This window comes from Micromonospora sp. NPDC049679, from assembly GCF_040659735.1.
Lineage (GTDB): Bacteria > Actinomycetota > Actinomycetes > Mycobacteriales > Micromonosporaceae > Micromonospora_I.
In genome coordinates, this window is the sequence record NZ_JBFANZ010000014.1 from 86670 (window position 1) to 104718 (window position 18049).

General features: G+C 70.4%; 18 protein-coding genes. 12 read left to right on the plus strand and 6 right to left on the minus strand.

Going from position 1 to position 18049, the window contains the following annotated elements:
- Window position 1: 1 nt before the first annotated feature.
- Window positions 2-274 (minus strand): DUF2530 domain-containing protein, encoded by a 273-nt coding sequence (locus AB0J06_RS11970; RefSeq protein ID WP_357427456.1) that lies wholly within the window; start codon window positions 272-274, stop codon window positions 2-4.
- A gap of 139 nt (window positions 275-413) precedes the next feature.
- Here AB0J06_RS11970 and AB0J06_RS11975 point away from each other — a divergent pair, with 139 nt between their 5' ends.
- The 5 genes from AB0J06_RS11975 (at window position 414) to AB0J06_RS11995 (ending at window position 5090) form a co-directional block, all read left to right on the plus strand.
- A complete protein-coding gene (locus tag AB0J06_RS11975; protein WP_357427458.1) occupies window positions 414-1880 on the plus strand; it encodes an NCS2 family permease in 1467 nt (488 codons plus the stop codon).
- A gap of 166 nt (window positions 1881-2046) precedes the next feature.
- On the plus strand, window positions 2047-2478 hold the full coding sequence (locus AB0J06_RS11980; protein ID WP_357427536.1) for a MarR family transcriptional regulator: 432 nt from the start codon (window positions 2047-2049) through the stop codon (window positions 2476-2478).
- A 76-nt stretch (window positions 2479-2554) separates the two neighbouring features.
- Window positions 2555-3832 (plus strand): MFS transporter, encoded by a 1278-nt coding sequence (locus AB0J06_RS11985; protein WP_357427460.1) that lies wholly within the window; start codon window positions 2555-2557, stop codon window positions 3830-3832.
- A gap of 122 nt (window positions 3833-3954) precedes the next feature.
- Entirely contained in the window at window positions 3955-4470 is a 516-nt protein-coding gene (locus AB0J06_RS11990) for a hypothetical protein (protein ID WP_357427462.1), read from the plus strand.
- A complete protein-coding gene (locus tag AB0J06_RS11995; protein ID WP_357427464.1) occupies window positions 4467-5090 on the plus strand; it encodes a 2'-5' RNA ligase family protein in 624 nt (207 codons plus the stop codon). The genes AB0J06_RS11990 and AB0J06_RS11995 overlap by 4 nt, the downstream gene beginning before the upstream one ends.
- A 3-nt stretch (window positions 5091-5093) precedes the next feature.
- Here the strand turns inward: AB0J06_RS11995 and AB0J06_RS12000 are convergent, their stop codons facing one another.
- The 4 genes from AB0J06_RS12000 to AB0J06_RS12015 form a co-directional block, all read right to left on the minus strand.
- Window positions 5094-6080, minus strand: a complete 987-nt coding sequence (locus AB0J06_RS12000) for an aldo/keto reductase (RefSeq protein ID WP_357427466.1) — start codon at window positions 6078-6080, stop codon at window positions 5094-5096.
- 130 nt (window positions 6081-6210) lie between these two features.
- Window positions 6211-7293, minus strand: a complete 1083-nt coding sequence (gene sepH / locus AB0J06_RS12005; protein WP_357427468.1) for a septation protein SepH — start codon at window positions 7291-7293, stop codon at window positions 6211-6213.
- A 224-nt stretch (window positions 7294-7517) separates the two neighbouring features.
- On the minus strand, window positions 7518-8645 hold the full coding sequence (gene serC, locus AB0J06_RS12010) for a phosphoserine transaminase (RefSeq protein ID WP_357427470.1): 1128 nt from the start codon (window positions 8643-8645) through the stop codon (window positions 7518-7520).
- Window positions 8646-8842: 197 nt separating this feature from the next.
- Window positions 8843-9949, minus strand: coding sequence for a citrate synthase 2 (locus AB0J06_RS12015; RefSeq protein WP_357427472.1), 1107 nt, complete (start codon window positions 9947-9949; stop codon window positions 8843-8845).
- 223 nt (window positions 9950-10172) lie between these two features.
- Between AB0J06_RS12015 and pdxH the strand changes: the two genes are divergently transcribed.
- The 5 genes from pdxH (at window position 10173) to AB0J06_RS12040 (ending at window position 14120) form a co-directional block, all read left to right on the plus strand.
- Window positions 10173-10850 carry a pyridoxamine 5'-phosphate oxidase gene (gene pdxH, locus AB0J06_RS12020; protein WP_357427474.1) on the plus strand — a complete coding sequence of 226 codons (678 nt, stop codon included), beginning with the start codon at window positions 10173-10175 and terminating at the stop codon, window positions 10848-10850.
- A gap of 86 nt (window positions 10851-10936) precedes the next feature.
- Window positions 10937-11875, plus strand: coding sequence for an aldose 1-epimerase family protein (locus AB0J06_RS12025; protein ID WP_357427476.1), 939 nt, complete (start codon window positions 10937-10939; stop codon window positions 11873-11875).
- Between the two features lie 21 nt (window positions 11876-11896).
- The gene (locus AB0J06_RS12030; RefSeq protein WP_357427478.1) at window positions 11897-12520 is read left to right on the plus strand and encodes a nitroreductase family protein; all 624 of its coding nucleotides are present in this window, start codon (window positions 11897-11899) and stop codon (window positions 12518-12520) included.
- Between the two features lie 112 nt (window positions 12521-12632).
- A complete protein-coding gene (locus tag AB0J06_RS12035; RefSeq protein ID WP_357427480.1) occupies window positions 12633-12929 on the plus strand; it encodes a type II toxin-antitoxin system VapB family antitoxin in 297 nt (98 codons plus the stop codon).
- Between the two features lie 21 nt (window positions 12930-12950).
- Window positions 12951-14120: an acyl-CoA dehydrogenase family protein gene (locus AB0J06_RS12040; protein ID WP_357427482.1), complete on the plus strand. Its 1170-nt coding sequence runs from the start codon at window positions 12951-12953 to the stop codon at window positions 14118-14120.
- Here AB0J06_RS12040 and AB0J06_RS12045 read toward each other — a convergent pair.
- Complete coding sequence (locus AB0J06_RS12045) at window positions 14117-15388, minus strand: acyltransferase (RefSeq protein WP_357427484.1); 1272 nt, start codon at window positions 15386-15388, stop codon at window positions 14117-14119. The two genes, AB0J06_RS12040 and AB0J06_RS12045, sit on opposite strands and share 4 nt — an antisense overlap.
- Before the next feature lie 279 nt (window positions 15389-15667).
- Between AB0J06_RS12045 and AB0J06_RS12050 the strand changes: the two genes are divergently transcribed.
- Entirely contained in the window at window positions 15668-16477 is an 810-nt protein-coding gene (locus tag AB0J06_RS12050; RefSeq protein WP_357427486.1) for a DUF4230 domain-containing protein, read from the plus strand.
- 201 nt (window positions 16478-16678) lie between these two features.
- Complete coding sequence (locus AB0J06_RS12055) at window positions 16679-17905, plus strand: glycosyltransferase family 2 protein (protein WP_357427488.1); 1227 nt, start codon at window positions 16679-16681, stop codon at window positions 17903-17905.
- Window positions 17906-18049 lie beyond the last annotated feature (144 nt).

Consider the following 18049-nt stretch of genomic DNA (forward strand, 5'->3'; position numbering starts at 1 on the left):
CTCACCGGCCGGCGCGTCGGCGACGGCGGTTGGCGTCGTGCCGGATCATCACCGCGAGGCCGGGCAGGCCGACGAGGAAACCGGCGAGGCAGATCCACAGCCAGTTGGTGTGCCCGTGTTCGGTCAGCCAGTCTCGGAAGAGCAACAGCACCAGGCCGGCCACGGCCCACAGCGCCAGACCGGCGAGGGCGAACGGGACCATCGGCGGATCCAGCGGCTCCGGCCGGGGCGGTGGCCCCGCGGGCGGCTGGGACGGCGGGCGCGGCTGGGACACCTGGCAAGGGTACGACGAGGCCGATCGCCTGCGGCGATGCCGGTACGCGGGCGAGTCTGTTAACCGGGACGAAACTTCCTGGTAACGCGCGATCTGCGACGATGCGCGAGTCAACCCAAGATCGGCCTGCGAGGATCTGATGACTGCTGCCACGGGCGACACGGGCACGTCCCCGTCCGAGAACCCGCCCCCCCGTAGCGGGTTCGACCGCTTCTTTGAAATCACCGCCCGCGGCTCCACCCTCGGCCAGGAGGTCCGGGGCGGGCTCGCGACCTTCTTCACGATGGCCTACATCGTGGTGCTCAATCCCCTGATCATCGGCAACGCCGTCGACGGGGACGGCAAGAAGCTCGCCATTCCGGCGCTCGCCGCGGCCACCGCCCTGGTCGCCGGTGTGATGACGATCCTGATGGGCGTGGTGGCCCGCTTCCCGCTGGCGCTCGCCGCCGGCCTCGGCGTCAACGCCCTGGTCGCGTACGAGATCGCACCCCAGATGACCTGGGCGGACGCGATGGGCCTCGTGGTGATCGAGGGTGTGATCATCGCGATCCTGGTCCTCACCGGCCTGCGTACCGCGGTCTTCCTCGCCGTGCCCACGCAGCTCAAGACGGCGATCGGTGTCGGCATCGGCCTGTTCCTGGCGCTGATCGGGTTCGTCGACGCGGGCTTCGTCCGTGGCGGGACCAGCTCCCCGCCGCTCGGTCTCGGCATGAACGGCCGACTGGTGACCTGGCCGGCGCTGGTCTTCGTCATCGGCCTGCTCTTCACGCTGGTGCTGGTCGTGCGCAAGGTCAAGGGCGCGATCCTGATCGGCATCCTGGGCTCGACCGTGCTGGCCATCATCGTCGAGGCGATCGCGAATGTCGGGCCGGCGGGTGGCCCGGCGGGTAAGCCGAACGGGTGGTCCTTGAACGTCCCGGCCCTGCCGGAGAAGATCGTCGCCACGCCGGACCTGTCGCTGCTCGGCAACTTCAACGTGTTCGGCTCGTGGGAGCGGGCGGGCTGGGTCGTCGTGCTGATGTTCGTCTTCACGCTGTTGATCACGGACTTCTTCGACACGATGGGCACGATGGTCGCGGTGGGGCAGGAGGGGAACCTGCTCGACAAGTCGGGGATGCCGCCGCGGACGCGGGAGATCCTGCTGGTCGACTCGATCGCCGCGGCCGCCGGTGGTGCGGCGAGCACCTCCAGCAACACGTCGTACCTGGAGAGCGCCGCCGGCGTCGCGGAGGGCGCCCGTACCGGTGCCGCCAACCTGGTGACCGGCGTGCTCTTCCTGCTCGCGATGTTCCTGGCTCCGCTGGTGGTCGTGGTCCCCTTCGAGGCCGCGTCGACCGCGCTGGTGGTGGTCGGTTTCCTGATGATGACCGCGGTGCGCACGATCGACTGGACCGACTACGAGATCGCGATCCCGGCGTTCCTCGCGATCGTGCTGATGCCGTTCACGTACTCGATCTCGAACGGCATCGGCGCCGGCGTGATCAGCTACGTCGTGCTCAAGGCCGCGCGGGGCAAGTTCCGCGAGGTCCGGCCCCTGCTGTACGTCGTGGCCCTGCTGTTCATCCTCTACTTCGCGCGGGGACCTCTCGAAGCCGCGATCCAGTAGCGGCCGGCCGCGCCGGAACCCGGGGTGCCCGTACTGGGCGCCCCGGGTTTTTCCTCGCACTGTGTAGCCTGCCGGTCAGAAGGGCAGTCGGGTGACTGCGGTCATAAAGCATGGTCGTTAGCCGCGCTCATTAGTTAGGCTAACGATCGTGACGGAGCGGACGGTGATGACGAAACGCGGTTCGGCGGCGCAGTTGGCGACGCTGCTGCGCGACGCGATCACCCGGCTCAACCGACGGGTACGGCAGACCCGCCCGGTCGGCGACCTCACGGTGACCCAGCTCTCCGCCCTGACCAGCCTCGAGCTGGCGGGCGCGCTGACTCCCCGCGAGTTGGCCGACACCGAGCGGGTGCAGCCTCCGACGATGACCAGGATCGTCGCGAAGTTGGAGGAGCGCGGCCTCGTGCAGCGCACCCCCCATCCGACCGACGGTCGACAGGTCATCCTCGCGGCCACCGAGTCCGGGCGGGCGGTCCTCGCCCGGTTCGAGCGGGCCCGCGACGAGTGGCTGGCGCAACGGCTCGCCGAGCTGTCCGCGGAGGAACGCGACACGCTGCGGCGCGCCGCGGAGATCCTGCAGAAGATCGCTCGCGGCTGACCGGAGCAGCTGCCGGTTTCCGGGTCCGCTTCGTCCGCGGTGGATGACGCGTACGACCCGAGGAGGCGCACTCCGAGTGCGGGCAAAGCTGAGCACGACGTTCCAGTCCCTGCAGGTCCGAAACTACCGGCTCTTCGCGACCGGTCAGCTGATCAAGCTGATCGGCGTCTGGATGATGTTCATCGCGCAGGACTGGCTGGTCCTGGAGCTGTCGAACGACTCCGCGACGGCGCTCGGCGTGGTCACCGCGCTGCAGTTCACCCCGGTACTCCTGCTCACCCTGCTCTCCGGGCGGCTCGCCGACCGCTACGACAAGCGGCTGCTGCTCTTCGTCGCCAACGCGGCGTGGAGCGCGCTCGCCCTGCTGATGAGCCTGCTCGTCCTCACCGGCGTCGTCGTGCTGTGGCACATCTTCGTTTTCGCGATCCTGCTCGGGGTCGCCAACGCCGTCGAGACCCCGGTGCGCCAGTCGTTCGTCTCCGAACTGGTCGGCATGTCGCTGCTGCCCAACGCCCTGTCGCTCTCCGCGGCGACCTTCAATTCGGCCCGGATCATCGGCCCGGCGCTGGCCGGCGTCGCGATCGCGACCCTGGATGTCGGCCCGGTCTTCCTGATCAGCGCGGTGAGCTCCCTTGCGCCGCTGGTGCTGCTGGTCCGCATGCGCGCCGAGGAACTGCACCGGGAGGCGTTGCTTCCGCGCGGTGAGCGTGACTCGGCCCGTGTGGTCGACGGGTTACGTTACGTCTGGAAGCGGCCGGACCTGCTGCTGCCGATGGCGCTGATGTCGGTGATGGGCATGGTCCTGTTCAACTTCCAGCTCACCCTCGCCGCGCTGGCGAAGACGGTCTTCCAGACCGGCGCCGCGTCCTTCGGTCTTTTCACCACCGCGTTGGCCGTCGGCGCGCTCGGCGGCGCGCTGGCCGGCAGCGGACGGCGTGAGCGCCCCTCCGTCTACTGCGTGATCGGCGCCGCGCTGGCGTTCGCCGCGCTCGGCACCCTGGTCGGGCTCGCCCCGACGTACTGGCTGGTCGTGGTCCTGCTCGTGCCGACCGGGTTCTTCATGGTCTTCTTCGCCCAGGCCTCCAACCAGCGGGTGCAGCTCGGCGTCGACGCCGCGTTCCGCGGCCGGGTGATGGCGCTCTGGGTGCTGGTCTTCCTCGGCACCAACCCGGTGGGCGCGCCGCTGGTCGGCTGGGTCGCCGAGACGTACGGGGCCGGCGCGAGCATCTGGCTCGGCGGGCTGATCTCGCTCGCCGCGGCCGGACTGGCGCTCGCCTGGCAGCTGCGTCGCACCGGGGGGCGGCTCCGGATGCGGCTGCGTCCGCTGCCCCGCTTCTACGTGGTCCAGACGTAAGGGTGGTCCAGACGTAAGGAAGGGTCTTCCCGGCCCGGTCGTCCTGTCTCCCGCGCCGCGTTGCCGCCAGATGAGCGCAAAGCGGTGGCGACCGGTGCTGGCGCCGCTTAGCGTCGGAAGACGTGGCCGTCGTGCACACTCTGGTGCTGGCACTCGCGCTGCTCGCGCTCTTGTGCCTACCGGTTTTCCTGGCCTTGATCATCGGTGCTGACGAGATCGTCGACCGGTTGGCCTGTGCCGTTGCCGAGTGGCGGGACGCGCGCCGGGAGCGGCGCACGATCAAGCAGCTGAACGACGCGGTTGATGCGGCCACCCTCACCCGGGATATCGACCTGGCCGCATTCGACCGAGACACCCGCCCGTCGATCCAGGAGATCGCCGCCGACCTGCGCCGGCTCGGCGGACACCGGCTCGGGATCGCGAGCCGGTCGCGGGTGTGGCAGTGCGCGGTGCTCCAGGCGTACGACGACCGGCTCCGCCTCGCCAGCCAGCGGCTGGGCGTGGTGGAGCATCTCGCCGAGCTCGACGGCATGGACCTGGAGATCGAGCGGGTACGGGTGGAGGGAGAGCTGACCGCGGCCGGGCTGTCGCTCCCCGCCGCACCCTCGGGGCTGCGGCGGAAGCAGCGCGGCGGGTGAGGCTCTTCGTCGCCGCCTATCCGCCGCCGGAGGTCGTGGAGGATGCCGTCGCACAGGTCGCCGGCCTACGGGTCGGGAAGGCCGCCGAGGCGGGGATCACCATGCGGCTGACCCGTCCCGAGACCTACCACGTGACCCTCGTCTTCCTGGGTGAGGTCGATCCCGTTCGGCTCCCGGACGTGCAGGCCGCGATCACCCGCGCGGCGGGGAGCCGACGCCCCCTGCAGCCGCCGGACCTGCAGCCGGATCCGCTGGCCGGGGCAGACCGGGCGCCGCCGGTCCCGCAGGTCCGCTTCGCCGGCGGCGGCCGGTTTGGACGGGGCCGCTTCACCGTGCTCTGGCTCGGTCTCGACGGCGACGTCGACGCGCTGTCGGAGCTGGGACGGTCGCTGCGCCGCGAACTCAAGACGGACGGGCTCCCGTACGACCGCCGACCGTTCCGGCCGCACCTGACGATCGCCCGGCCGGGGGAGCGGGCGACGCCGGAGGAGGTCGACGTGGACCGGGCAACGCTCGCCGGCTATGCCGGGCCGCCCTGGCCGGTGACCGAGATGGTGCTGGTCCGCAGCCACCTCGGCCCCCGACCGACGTACGACCGTCTCGCCGCATGGGCGTTGTAGCCGTTACCAGGCCCACGCCTCCGGACCGGGCCCACCGTTGCCGATCGGCGGGAAGAGCTCGTCGAGGCGGGTGAGGGTCTCGTCGGAGAGCGTCACCTCCAGGGCGCCGAGGGTGGCGTCGAGCTGCTCGACGGTCCGCGGGCCGATGATCGGCGCGGTCACGCCCGGGCGGGAGAGCAGCCAGGCGAGCGCGACATCGGCCGGATCGTGGCCGAGATCGGCGCAGAGCTTCTCGTACGCCTCGATGGTCTGCCGGTGCTCGGCCAGCGCGTCCGCCGCGCGCCCGGTCTTGGCCCGCCCGGCGCCGCCTTCGGCCAGCTTACGGATCGCGCCGCCGAGCAGCCCGCCGTGCAGCGGCGACCAGGGGATGATGCCCAGGCCGTGCTGCTGCGCGGAGGGGATCACCTCCAGCTCGACGTGCCGGGTCAGCAGGTTGTAGATGCTCTGCTCGGAGACGAGCCCGAGGAAGTTGCGTTTGGCGGCCGCGGCCTGGGCGGCGGCGATGTGCCAGCCGGCGAAGTTGGACGAGCCGACGTAGAGCACCTTGCCCTGGGTGACCAGGGTCTCCATCGCCTGCCAGATCTCCTCCCACGGGGTGGCCCGGGAGACGTGGTGCATCTGGTAGAGGTCGATCCAGTCGGTCTGCAGTCGGCGCAGTGAGTCCTCGCAGGCGCGGATGATGTGGCGTGCGGAGAGGCCCTGTTCGTTGGGCCATTCGCCCATCTTGCCGTACACCTTTGTGGCGAGGACGACCTTGTCCCGGCGTCCGCCACCCTGCGCGAACCAGCGCCCGATGATCTGCTCGGTGATCCCCTCGCCGACCTGCCAGCCGTACACGTTGGCGGTGTCGTAGAAGTTGATGCCGTGCTCCAGAGCACGGTCCATGATCGCGAAGCTGTCCGGCTCGCTGGTCTGGGGGCCGAAGTTCATGGTGCCGAGGCATAGGCGGCTCACCGATAGCCCGGTGCGGCCAAGGTTCGTGTACTCCATGGATTTCACCCTGCCACGAACCGACTTCGAGTGCCGATCAGGAAAAACCCGTCGATCAAGGCGTTATTCACACGGTTGAAGATCAAACCACGTGAATAAGGCCTTGATCGACGGGCAGGGAGCGCGACGGTCAGGAGGTCTCGCGGGCGGCCGGGCCGCCGCCGAAGAGGACGTCGTCCCAGCTCGGCAGCCGCTTGCGCGGCTTACCCGACTGATCGCCCGACTCGCCCGCCGCTGCCGCCGCTCCGGTCGTGCGCCGGGGGCGCAGCACGGCCAGCGACGGCACCGCCGGGACCTCCTTGGGGAGATCCACGTCGTCGTCGAAGGCGGATCCCTGGCCGCCGCCGATGAGGGCGGCCGCGCCACCGGAGACCGGCCGCTGACGGGTGCTGTCCTGGCCGGCGCCCGAGGCGGCCGGGTCCAGACCACGGCCGGCGTTCGAGCCGAGCGGCCGCTCCAGCGAGGCGAGCAGCGCGTCGCGACCGGCGCGGATCGGGTCGCGACCGGGACGGGCGAGATCGCTCGCCGCAGCCGGGAGGCCGTGACCGCCCCGACCGGGCTCGGCGCGCGACGGGCCGGGCAGGCCGTGGCCACCCCGTTCCGGCGCCGGCTCCTGGCCGAGGATCGGTATCGGACGCTCGGCGCAGAGATACTGCGCCATGTCGTCGTGGGGCGTCACCATCTGGCGGCTCTTGTCGAGATCCCAGACGGCCTGCGCGGTCGCCTTGCCCGACGGCCAGGTGGCGATGATGCGCCACGTGCCGTCCTCGCGCCGGTAGGCGTCCCAGGAGATCTTCTCGGTGTCGATGCCGTGCTGGCCGAGCCGGGCGTCGACCACCTCGGCGAGCGGGGCGCCCTTCTCGGACGTCTTCAGCCGCGTGCGGCGCGCGTGCTGCGCCAGCATCGCGCGCTCCTGCAACACCGGGCCGGCGTAGCGGAGCACGCGGTCAACCGGCACCCCGGCGACGCGGGCCACCTCGTCGGCGGATTCGCCGGCGCGGATGCGGGCCTGGATGTCGCGCGGCGACAGCGATGGCAGCAGATCACCGGTCGGCACGGCCACGCTGAGCGTGGCGGTGCCGGTGCCTGGTTCGTTGTGCAGGGCCGTGGCAACCCGGTCGTCGAGGGGCAGCGCGAGTAGGCGACCCACCTCGTCGGCCAGGACCAGGGCCTGTCCGTCCTCGGAGAGGGCGACGAAGCGTACTGGTCGCATCGCGTTGCCTCCGTCCCGCTGAGCTCCCCCTCGCCGCGGGCGGGCCACGCCCGGGCGTCCTCGGGACACCGTACGCCCATACCTCACCCGTGGGGAGTAGGCCACGCCGGGGGATATCGCGTGAGCTGCGGTGACTACGGCCCGGTGAGTGGGGGGTCACATCGCGGTGGACCATGTGGCCGGCAGTGCGGTGGGGGCCGGTTGGCCGACCCCCACCGCGCTGGTCAGAGCCGGTCGATCACGTAGTCGATGCAGGTGGTGAGCGCCTCGATGTCGGCGGGCTCGACCGCCGGGAAGAGCGCGACCCGCAACTGGTTGCGACCCAGCTTCCGGTACGGCTCGGTGTCGACGATGCCGTTCGCCCGGAGCGCCTTCGCGATCGCGGTCGCGTCGATGTTCTCCGCGAAGTCGACCGTGGCGACCACGTTGGAGCGCAGCGCCGGGTCGGTCACGAACGGCGTCGCCACCGGGGAGCGCTCCGCCCAGCCGTACACGATGCCGGCGCTCTCGGCGGTGCGCTTGGCGGCCCAGCCCAGCCCGCCCTGCCCGTTCATCCAGTCGGTCTGCTCGGCGGCCAGGAAGATCGTGGCCAGTGCCGGGGTGTTGTAGGTCTGCTCCAGCCGCGAGTTGTCGATCGCGGTGACCAGGTCGAGGAAGGCCGGGATGTAGCGGCCGGATTCCTTGATCTCGGTGGCGCGGGCGAGCGCGGCGGGCGACATCAGCGCGATCCAGAGCCCGCCGTCGGAGCCGAAGCACTTCTGCGGGGCGAAGTAGTAGACGTCGGTCTCCCGCACATCCACGTCGAGGCCGCCCGCGCCCGAGGTGGCGTCGACGAGCATCAGCGCGTCGTCGTCGGCGCCGGCCACCCGCCTGATCGGTACGGCCACGCCGGTGGAGGTCTCGTTGTGCGGAGTGCCGTACGCGTCGACGCCGGCCTCCGCGACGAGCGACGGCGCCGAACCCGCCTCCGACTTGCGGACGGTCGGCTCACCCAGGAACGGCGCGTCCTTGACGGACTTGGCGAACTTCGCGCCGAACTCACCGAAGTTGGCGAACTGCGCCCGGTCGCGGATCAGCCCGAAGGTCGCGACCTCCCAGAAGGCCGTGGTGCCGCCGTTACCGAGAATGACCTCGTACCCCTCGGGGAGGGAGAAGAACTCGGCGATGCCGGAACGCAGGCGCGCGACCTGGTCCCGCACGGTCTTCTGCCGGTGCGAGGTGCCGAGGTAGGTCGTCGCCACCTCGGCCAGCGCGGATACGGCCGCCGGGCGGACCTTGGACGGTCCGCAGCCGAACCGGCCGTCCGCGGGCTTGATCTCGTCGGGGATCCGAATGGTCGAAACGTCAGCCACGGTTATCGAAGATCCTTCCGGGTGGGCTGGTCTGCCCTTGAGCTGGCACTACATGCCCGGCGACGCTGCCGAAGGTCCATCCTCGCACTCCGTGCCGGTCGCGGATCGGGGTGTCCCATGCCAGGCGGTGAGGCGTGCCCCACACGAAAGGGGCTCCCCGCGACAACCGCGGCGAGCCCCTTTTCGTCGACCGGCGCTCAGACGCCGTGCGGGATGGCGCTCCAGCCCTCGACGTCCGCGGGCTTGCGGGGCGCGGGGCCGACGTACTCGGCGGAGGGGCGCACCAGGCGCTGCAGCCGCTTCTGCTCGAGAATGTGCGCGCTCCACCCGCCCATCCGGGCGCAGGTGAACATCGAGGTGAACATGTGCGACGGGACCTCGGCGAAGTCGAGCACCACGGCCGACCAGAACTCGACGTTGGTGGCGAGCACCCGGTCGGGCTTGCGCGCGTGCAGCTCCTCCAGTGCGGCCTTCTCCAGCGCCTCGGCGATTTCGAACCGCGGGGCGCCGAGCTCCTTGGCGGTGCGGCGCAGCACGCGGGCGCGCGGGTCCTCCGCGCGGTAGACGCGGTGCCCGAAGCCCATCAGTCGCTCGCCCCGGTCGAGGACGCCCTTGACGTAGCCCTCGGCGTCGCCGCTGCGCTCGACGGCCTCGATCATGTGCAGCACGCGGGAGGGGGCGCCGCCGTGCAGCGGGCCGGAGAGGGCGCCGATGCCGGAGGAGATGCAGGCGGCGGCGTCGGCGCCGGTGGAGGCGACGACCCGCGTGGTGAAGGTGGAGGCGTTCATGCCGTGCTCGGCGGCGGAGATGAAGTACGCGTCGACGGCCTTGACGTGGCGCGGGTCGGGCTCGCCCCGCCAGCGCTTCATGAACCGCTCGACGATCGTCTGGGCCTTGTCGATCTCCTTCTGCGGCACGGCCGGCAGCCCGAGGCCGCGCGCGGACTGCGCGACGAAGGAGAGTGCGGTGACCGAGACGCGGGCGAGGTCTTCGCGCACCTGCTCATCGTTGATGTCGAGCAGCTGGGAGAGTCCCCAGTACGGCGCGAGCATCGCGACGGCGGACTGCACGTCGACCCGGATGTCCCCGGAGTGCACCGGCACCGGGAACGGCTCCGCCGGGGGCAGGCCGGGGCCGAACCGGCCGTCGACCAGCAGGGCCCAGACGTTGCCGAACGACACCTGCCCGATCAGGTCCTCGATATCGACGCCTCGGTAGCGCAGCGCACCGCCTTCCCGGTCGGGTTCGGCGATCTCGGTCTCGAAGGCGATCACGCCCTCCAGCCCCGGCTTGAAGTCGGACATTTCGCTCTCCTGGATCTGGTTAGTCTCGCCTGGCCCGCGCGCCCGGTGGAGCCAAAATGGCGACCCTCAGCGATGTATTGCGTGTCATCTTGCCTGGTGGGTATCGAAGTTACGACCCACGCGGGCCGATGCCGCGGGGTGACATCGCCACGGCGGCCGTCCGCACGGGAGCGGCACGTCGATGGATGCCCTGGCCAACGTAGGTTCGCACAGGTCGGCCTTCATGTACGAAGATGTCGACGTGACGGGTGACACACCACAGCCGGCCCAGATGCGGCGGGAATACCGGCAGGAGAAAGGCCTTTCCCAAGAGGATCTTGCCGACGACTGGCAGACCCAGTTCGGGCGGTGGTTCGCCGACGCGCTCGCCGCCGGGCTGCCCGAACCCAACGCGATGATCGTCGCTACGGCGGACGAGCGCGGACGGCCGAGCAGCCGCACCGTCCTGCTGAAGGGCTATGACGGGCGGGGGTTCACCTTCTACACCAACTACAGGTCCCGCAAGGGCACCGAGGCGCTCGCCAACCCGTACGCCAGCCTGCTCTTTCCGTGGTTCGCGATGCACCGCCAGGTCGCGGTCTGCGGCGCCGTGGTGCCGGTGGACCGGGCGGAGACCGACGCCTACTTCGCCAGTCGGCCGCGCGGATCGCAGCTCGGCGCGTGGGCCAGCCCGCAGTCGCAGGTGCTCCCCGACCGGGCGGCGCTGGACGTGGGCTTCGAGACGGTCGCCGAACGCTTCCCCGACGGCGTGCCGGTGCCGGCCCCGCCGCACTGGGGCGGGCTGCGGGTGGTGCCGGAGACGGTGGAGTTCTGGCAGGGGCGACCGAGCCGGCTGCATGACCGGCTGCGCTACCGCCGGGGCGCGCAGGGCGAGTGGTTGATCGAGCGTCTGGCGCCCTGACCAGCGCCAGCCAGGGCTTCGTCGACGAGACCGGGCCCCGCGTCCCGTGCTGGGCGTGTCCGTGCCCGAACCGTTATGGTCCCGGGATGGAGAACGTCGTGCCGGGTCCGCGCCCGCCCTCCGGTGCACAGTGGAGCATCTCGGCGGAGGGCCATGAGGCCGTCGTGGTCGAGGTGGGCGGAGGGCTGCGGGCCTACCGCGCCGGGGACGTGGACTACCTCGACGGATACGCCGAGGAGGAGCTCTGCGTCGGCGGAGCCGGTCAGGTGCTCGCACCCTGGCCCAACCGCATCCGCGACGGCCGGTACACCTTCGACGGTGTCGAGCGGCAGCTGTCACTGAGCGAGGCGGTCCGGCACAACGCTATGCACGGCCTGGTCAACTGGGCGCCGTGGCGGCTCGTCGCGCAGGCGGCGGACCACGTGATCGTGGAGTACGTGCTCCCCGCCCAGCCCGGTTACCCCTGGTCGCTTCTGCTGCGTACGGAGTGGCGGGTCGGCGCGGACGGGCTGCGGGCGACGCACGAGGCGGTCAACGTCGGGCGCGGCCCCGCCCCGTTCGGGCTCGCCGTCCATCCCTATCTGCGGATTCCGGGCGTCCCCGTCGACGCGCTGTCGCTCCGGCTGCCCGCGGGCAAGCGGCTCCTGATGGACAACCGGATGCTGCCGATCGGGGCGACCCAGGTGGCCGGCGGGGAGTACGACTTCACCGAGCCGCGCCGGATCGGGTCGCTGGTGCTGGACACCGCCTTCGGCGACCTGCGCCGCACCGCCGACGGCGGGTCGGCCGCCACGCTGACGACCGCCGACGGGGCGGCGGCCGTGACGGTGTGGGCGGACCGCGCGTTCGGCTGGTGGCAGGTGTTCACCGGGGACACGTTGGCCGGAGAGCGCCGCCGGCGTTCGGTCGCGCTGGAGCCGATGACCTGTCCGCCCGACGCGTTCCGGTCCGGACGTGACCTGCTCGTGCTGGAGCCGGGGGAGCCGTGGCGCGCGAGCTGGGGCATCCGCCCCGGTTCTCGTTGATCGAAGTCAGAAGGGTTCGGCGTGGAGTTCTCCGAGGTCGTCCGGCGACGGCGGATGGTGCGCAACTACGACCCGGACCGGCCGGTGCCCGCCGAGGTGGTGGAGCGGTTGCTCGACCACGCCGTCCGCGCGCCGTCGGCCGGTTTCTCCCAGGGCTGGGGCTTCCTCGTGCTGGAGAGCGCGGAGGACCGGGAGCGGTTCTGGGCCGCCACCACGCCGGAAGGCTGGGGACAGGGCCGCTGGCTGACCGGGATGAAGCGGGCGCCGCTCATCGTCGTGCCGCACGCCAACCGGTCGGCATACCTTGATCGTTATGCGGAGCCCGACAAGGGCTGGACCGATCGTGACGAGAGTCGGTGGCCCGTGCCGTACTGGCACATCGACACCGGCTTCGCGGCGCTGCTGATGCTGCTCACCGCCGTCGACGAGGGGCTCGGCGCCTGTTTCTTCGGCATTCCGCCCCAGCGCACCGGGGCCTACCGGGACGCGTTCGGCGTGCCCGCCGAGTTCACCCCGATCGGCGCGATGACCGTCGGCTACCGCGCTCCCGACCAGCGGTCACCCTCGCTGAAGCGGGGGCGCCGCCCGGTCGGGCAGGTCGTGCACCGTGGGCGGTGGGGCCGGCAGGAAACTGACATCGAGTAACAAACCGCAGTGTCGGCGGCGGTCGCTAGGCTGACACAACGCCGGGCGCACGAGGTGCCGCCCGCGCGGAGGACTCATCGGGTACGGCGATATGGGAGGGGAGCGTACCGTCGTGATCTTCAAAGCGGTTCGGGACGGGCGTCCGTACCCCGACCACGGGTTCACGCTGAAGCAGTGGGCGGAGATCCCGCCGCGGCCGCTCCGTCTCGACCAGCTGATCACGACGAAGCGGGAGTTGGCGCTCGACAAACTGCTCGCGGAGGACTCCACCTTCTACGGCGATCTCTTCCCCCACGTCGTGCAGTGGAGTGGCGGGCTCTACCTGGAAGACGGGCTGCACCGCGCGCTGCGCGCGGCCCTGCAACAGCGCAACCAGATCCACGCCCGCGTGCTGGTGCTGTCCGTCTGACAAATCGTTAAGGTGGCCGGCATGACTGGTGTCGCGCCCCTCGATCTGCTCGACCTGGACAGTCTCCTCTCCGAGGAGGAACGGCAGATCCGCGGCGTCGTCCGCCAGATGGTCGACGAGCGGGTCCGACCGCACGTCGCCGGCTGGTACGAGGAGGGCCGCGTGCCGGCCCGCGAACTGGCCGGCGAGTTCGGCAAGCTCGGCCTGCTCGGCATGCACCTCGAGGGTTACGGCTGTGCCGGCGCGTCGGCGGTGGCGTACGGCCTGGCCTGCCTGGAGTTGGAGGCCGGCGACTCCGGTCTGCGGTCCCTGGTGTCGGTGCAGGGTTCGCTGGCGATGTACGCGATCTGGCGGTACGGCAGCGAGGAGCAGAAGCAGCGCTGGCTGCCGCCGATGGCCACCGGCGAGGCGATCGGGTGTTTCGGCCTGACCGAGCCCGATCACGGTTCGGATCCGGCGTCGATGAGCACCCGTGCCCGGCGTGACGGCAGCGACTGGGTGCTCACCGGCGGAAAGATGTGGATCACGAACGCGCCCGTCGCCGACGTCGCGGTGGTCTGGGCGGGCACCGATGACGGCGTCCGGGGCTTCGCCGTGCCGATGGAGACGCCGGGCGTGACCGCGCGCGAGATCCGGCGCAAGATGTCGCTGCGCGCCTCCTCGACCGGCGAGATCGTCTTCGACGACGTGCGACTTCCCGCGGATGCTCGGTTGCCGGACGCGGTCGGGTTGAAGGCGCCGCTCTCCTGCCTGACCGAGGCCCGACACGGCATCGTCTGGGGCGCGCTCGGCGCGGCGCGGGACTGTCTGCACGCGACGCTCGACTACGCGGGCAGTCGCGAGCAGTTTGGTCGGCCGATCGCCGGTTTCCAGCTCACCCAGGCGAAGCTGGCGGACATGACCGTGGAGTTGCAGAAGGGATACCTGCTCGCGCTCCACCTGAGCCGGCTGGCGGACCACGGGCGGCTCCGGCCGGAGCAGGTCAGCGTCGGCAAGCTCAACAACGTGCGGGAGGCGCTGGCGATCGCGCGGCAGTGCCGCACCATCCTCGGCGCCAACGGCATCAGCGGCGAATACCCGATCATGCGGCACGCCAACAACCTGGAGAGCGTCCTGACGTACGAGGGCACGTCCGAGATCCACCAACTGGTGATCGGGCAGAAGCTGACCGGCCTCGCCGCCTTCGCCTAGCTGACCCCCGTCGCCGCAGGTCGCTCCGCCACTGTCACGTCGCCGGCCACCGTCGTGGGGCCGGCGGTCGACGATGGGGCCTGGTCCTCGCGGCGGGAGCGGTTGTCAACCTCTGCCAGCCCCGTGCGTGCCTCCAACACCGCCGCACGCAGGTGCGTGCGTAGCCACCGCGTCCCGGGTCGCTCGATCAGCCGGTGTACCAGCCAGGAGGCGAGCAGCAGCGCGGCGACGAGCACGGATACCAGCAAGAGAGCGGGGATGTCCCCCTCGAACACCCCGATCACCTCCCAGCCGATGTTCTCGTGCAGCAGGTACAGCGGGTAGGTGAGGGCGCCGGCGACCACGAGCCATTTTCCGCGGATCCAGGACAGCCGGCCGGTGGCGATCAGCGCCATGACGATGAAGAACGCCGCGACCAACATGGTCGTCGGCCACTCCGGGATCTGAGTGCCCAGGTACTTCTCCGCCGTGCCTTGGCGGCGCAGCGTGGATTGATGCGCGGCGAGGAAGCTGCCGACCACCATGAGGGTCAGCAGCAGCGTGGGTCGGAAGCGGTACATGAGATAAAAGCCGATGCCCGCGATGAAGTACCAGCAGTAGTCCGGCATCACCAGGTGCTTGAGCGGTCCGTTGTCGGCCTGGCTCATCAGCACCGCCGCGGCCGCCCACACGAAGCAGAACGCGACCGCTCGGCGGTACGTGAGACCACGCCACACCACCACGGAGAACAGCAGGTAGAAGCGGAGTTCAACCCAGAGCGTCCAGTACACGCCGTCCACGTGCCGGGCGCCGAGCGGTTCCTGGAGCATCGTGAGATTCATCAGAATGTCCTTGATGCTCAGGCGTTCGAGCCCGTCGGCGACGAGTACGAGCACCCCGGTGGTGGCGAGTATCCCGAAGAGGTATGCGGGGTAGAGGCGCGCGACGCGGGAGACGAAGAAGTCCCCCAGCGACCTGCCCCACGAACTCATGCAGATGACGAATCCGCTGACGAGAAAGAACAGCTCGACCCCGAGCCAGCCGTACGCCGCAGGTAGCCGCAGTACCGGGAAGAGTTCCTCGGGCGGCGCGTTCCAGGCCTTCGGCAATGCGATGAGGTGAAATGTGACGACCATCAGGGCGGCGAGGAACCGTAGCCCGTCAACCACCTCGATGCGGCCCGCGATCCGCGCGGAAGTGGGCCGTCCCGACGCGGTGCGATCGACAGGACCGTCCGTATTGCGCGTCATGACTGGCCGCGCGGAACTTACAGCAGACTTCTCGACCATCGAGCTTCTCCGGGGCAGTTCGAGGGGACACGTGGCGAGGGGAGGTGGCCGAGCGCCTGATGAAGACGCGGCGGGGCCGAGGGCCCGAGGGCCGCTCACGTTAACACAGAGCGATGTATACGTTGCGGAACGTGTCACCCGGTAGTGGAAGGACCGCGGCGCGCAGCTCGGAAGGTGGCGGAACCCCGCATGCCGCCGGGCGGGACCCGCCCCGGTCGCGAGTGTCGTACCGGGGCCGTACCGTTCTCCTTAGGCATCTGATGAGGACGGTGAATGGACATGGCCGCCAGCGGTGATGTCAGTCAGCCCACCAGCGAGTTTCCGGAATACGTCAAGGGCCAGGCGAGTGCGGTCGATCCCGATGGGCAACCGCGGTGGACGAATGGCGACGACAGCCACGAGGAGCGGCCGCGCGGCGGCCTGGCGGGACTGGCCGGCCTCGCCGGCCGGGGGGCCCGGGGCGGGTTGCTGTGGCTCGTCGGCGCCATCGGGTTGGTCATCGTGTTGGTGCTGGGGGCGCAGGCCGCCGGCGTCTGGCCGAACTGGCGCAACCCTTTCGCGCAGCAGCAGGCCGACCGCACGCAGCCGCCGCTGCTGCAGTCGATTCAGGATCTGAGCCGTTATGTCGCGGCGGAGGGCAACTTCCAGGTCGTGGTCGATCTGCAGCAGGACCGGAAGTACGTGCCTGAGTTCCTGATCAACCAGCGCACCCTGTTCATCGGTGCGGGGAGCGTCGAGGCCTACGTCGACTTCACCAGGATCTCGGAAGGGGCGATCGTGGAGTCGGCCGACGGGAAGTCGGTGGAGATCAAGCTGCCCGCGCCGCAGCTTGGCAAGGCCAACCTCGATCTGGAGAAGAGCTATGTCTTCGCCGAGCAGCGCGGCCTGCTCAACCGGCTCGGCGAGGTCTTCGGTGGCGATCCCAACCGGCAGCAGCAGGTCTATCAGCTCGCTCAGGAGCGGATCACCGCGGCCGCGCGGGACAGCGGTCTGAGCGCCCGGGCGGAGGAGAACACCCGCAAGATGCTGGTGGGGCTGCTCCGCTCGCTGGGCTACCAAACAGTAACGGTCACCTATAAGGCCGCCTGACCACGGCGGGGTGAATTTCGCGCGGCGTGCCTGTTCAAGCACGCCCCGCAATCGCCTGCGCGGGCCGCGCGACGGTCATTGGTGGGGGCGGTCCCGGTTAGAGTGCGGCTGTAGACTCAACCGCCGGCCACGCGCCGCGCGCGGCTGCCGCCTTACCGGTGGCCACCCCCTTCCCGCACATCCGAACTCCGGGAGAAACCTGTGGCGCACCCTGTTGCCGGGGACGAGATAGAGGTCACCGTCCTGATGCCCTGCCTCAACGAGGCGGAGACGCTTGAGGTGTGCATCCGCAAGGCGCGGCGGGCGCTGGATGAGCTGGGCGTTGTCGGCGAGGTGCTGGTCAGCGACAACGGCTCGACCGACGGCTCCCAGGAGATCGCGACGAAGGCGGGGGCGCGCGTCGCGCACGCTCCGATCCGCGGTTACGGCGGGGCGCTGCTCAACGGCATCGACCAGGCGCGTGGTCGCTACGTGATCATGGCGGACGCGGACGACTCGTACGATCTGTCGAACCTTGAGCCGTTCATCCGCGAGCTGCGGGCCGGCCATGACGTGGTCATGGGTAACCGCTTCCGCGGCGGTATCGCACCCGGCGCCATGCCCTTCCTCCACCGCTACCTGGGCAACCCCGTCCTCTCCTGGCTGGGCCGCGCGCTCTTCGGCCTCAAGGTGGGCGATTTCCACTGCGGCATCCGTGGCTTCAACCGGGACCGCATCCGCGACCTGCAGCTCTGCATGCCGGGCATGGAGTTCGCCTCGGAGCTCGTCGTGCGCGCCGCGCTCAACGACTACGACATCGTCGAGGTGCCGACCACGCTGCAGCCGGACGGGCGCAGCCGCCCGCCGCACCTGCGGACCTGGCGCGACGGCTGGCGTCACCTGCGGTTCCTGCTGGTGCTGGCGCCGCGCAAGACGCTGATCTGGCCCGGCGCCGTCATGTTCGTTCTCGGCCTGCTCGGCACCGCCGCGCTGGTGGTCGGCCCGCTGCGCGTCGCCGGCATCGGATTCGACATCAGCACCCTCGTCTACACGTGCCTGGCGATGATGGTCGGTGCGCAGATCCTGCTCTTCGGTGTCTTCTCCTTGATCTATGGCCAGACCGAGGGGATCACCAATCAACGCCAAGCCGACCGGTGGACACGGTTGATCAGGTTCGAGACCTGCACCGCTGCCGGCGTCGTGCTGATCCTGATCGGTCTCGCCGGCACCATCGTGGCGGTCTCGGCGTGGGGCTCCAAGGGCTTCGGCCAGCAGGATCTCGGCGAGACGCTTCGCGTGGTCCTGCCCTCGTCGACGGCGATCGGGCTGGGCGCGACCGTGCTCTTCGCCGGCCTCTTCTCCAGCCTGCTCACCCTGCGGCGGGTCAGCCAGCCCGTGACGGGGGTAACCGCGGCCAGCGACGGCGAGCTCGCCGCCAGCCACAGCTGACGGCGGAGTTCGGTGTCAATCCAGACGCATTCCTCCGATTCGAACGGGCGACCGCGTCCCCGCGCCGTTGATGGTGACACCGCCCCGGAGGCGGCGACGGATCATCGAGACGACATCGAGGTGGAGGCCGGCTCGCGGAGCCGG

Coding starts and splice junctions, on each gene's coding strand:
- AB0J06_RS11980 (WP_357427536.1), top strand. CDS start 2,047: ATGACGAAACGCGGTTCGGCGGCGCAGTTGGCGACGCTGCTGCGCGAC.
- sepH (WP_357427468.1), bottom strand. CDS start 7,293: ATGCGACCAGTACGCTTCGTCGCCCTCTCCGAGGACGGACAGGCCCTG.
- AB0J06_RS11975 (WP_357427458.1), top strand. CDS start 414: ATGACTGCTGCCACGGGCGACACGGGCACGTCCCCGTCCGAGAACCCG.
- pdxH (WP_357427474.1), top strand. CDS start 10,173: ATGTACGAAGATGTCGACGTGACGGGTGACACACCACAGCCGGCCCAG.
- AB0J06_RS12000 (WP_357427466.1), bottom strand. CDS start 6,080: ATGGAGTACACGAACCTTGGCCGCACCGGGCTATCGGTGAGCCGCCTA.
- AB0J06_RS12045 (WP_357427484.1), bottom strand. CDS start 15,388: ATGGTCGAGAAGTCTGCTGTAAGTTCCGCGCGGCCAGTCATGACGCGC.
- AB0J06_RS12025 (WP_357427476.1), top strand. CDS start 10,937: ATGGAGAACGTCGTGCCGGGTCCGCGCCCGCCCTCCGGTGCACAGTGG.
- AB0J06_RS12040 (WP_357427482.1), top strand. CDS start 12,951: ATGACTGGTGTCGCGCCCCTCGATCTGCTCGACCTGGACAGTCTCCTC.
- AB0J06_RS12050 (WP_357427486.1), top strand. CDS start 15,668: ATGGCCGCCAGCGGTGATGTCAGTCAGCCCACCAGCGAGTTTCCGGAA.
- AB0J06_RS12015 (WP_357427472.1), bottom strand. CDS start 9,949: ATGTCCGACTTCAAGCCGGGGCTGGAGGGCGTGATCGCCTTCGAGACC.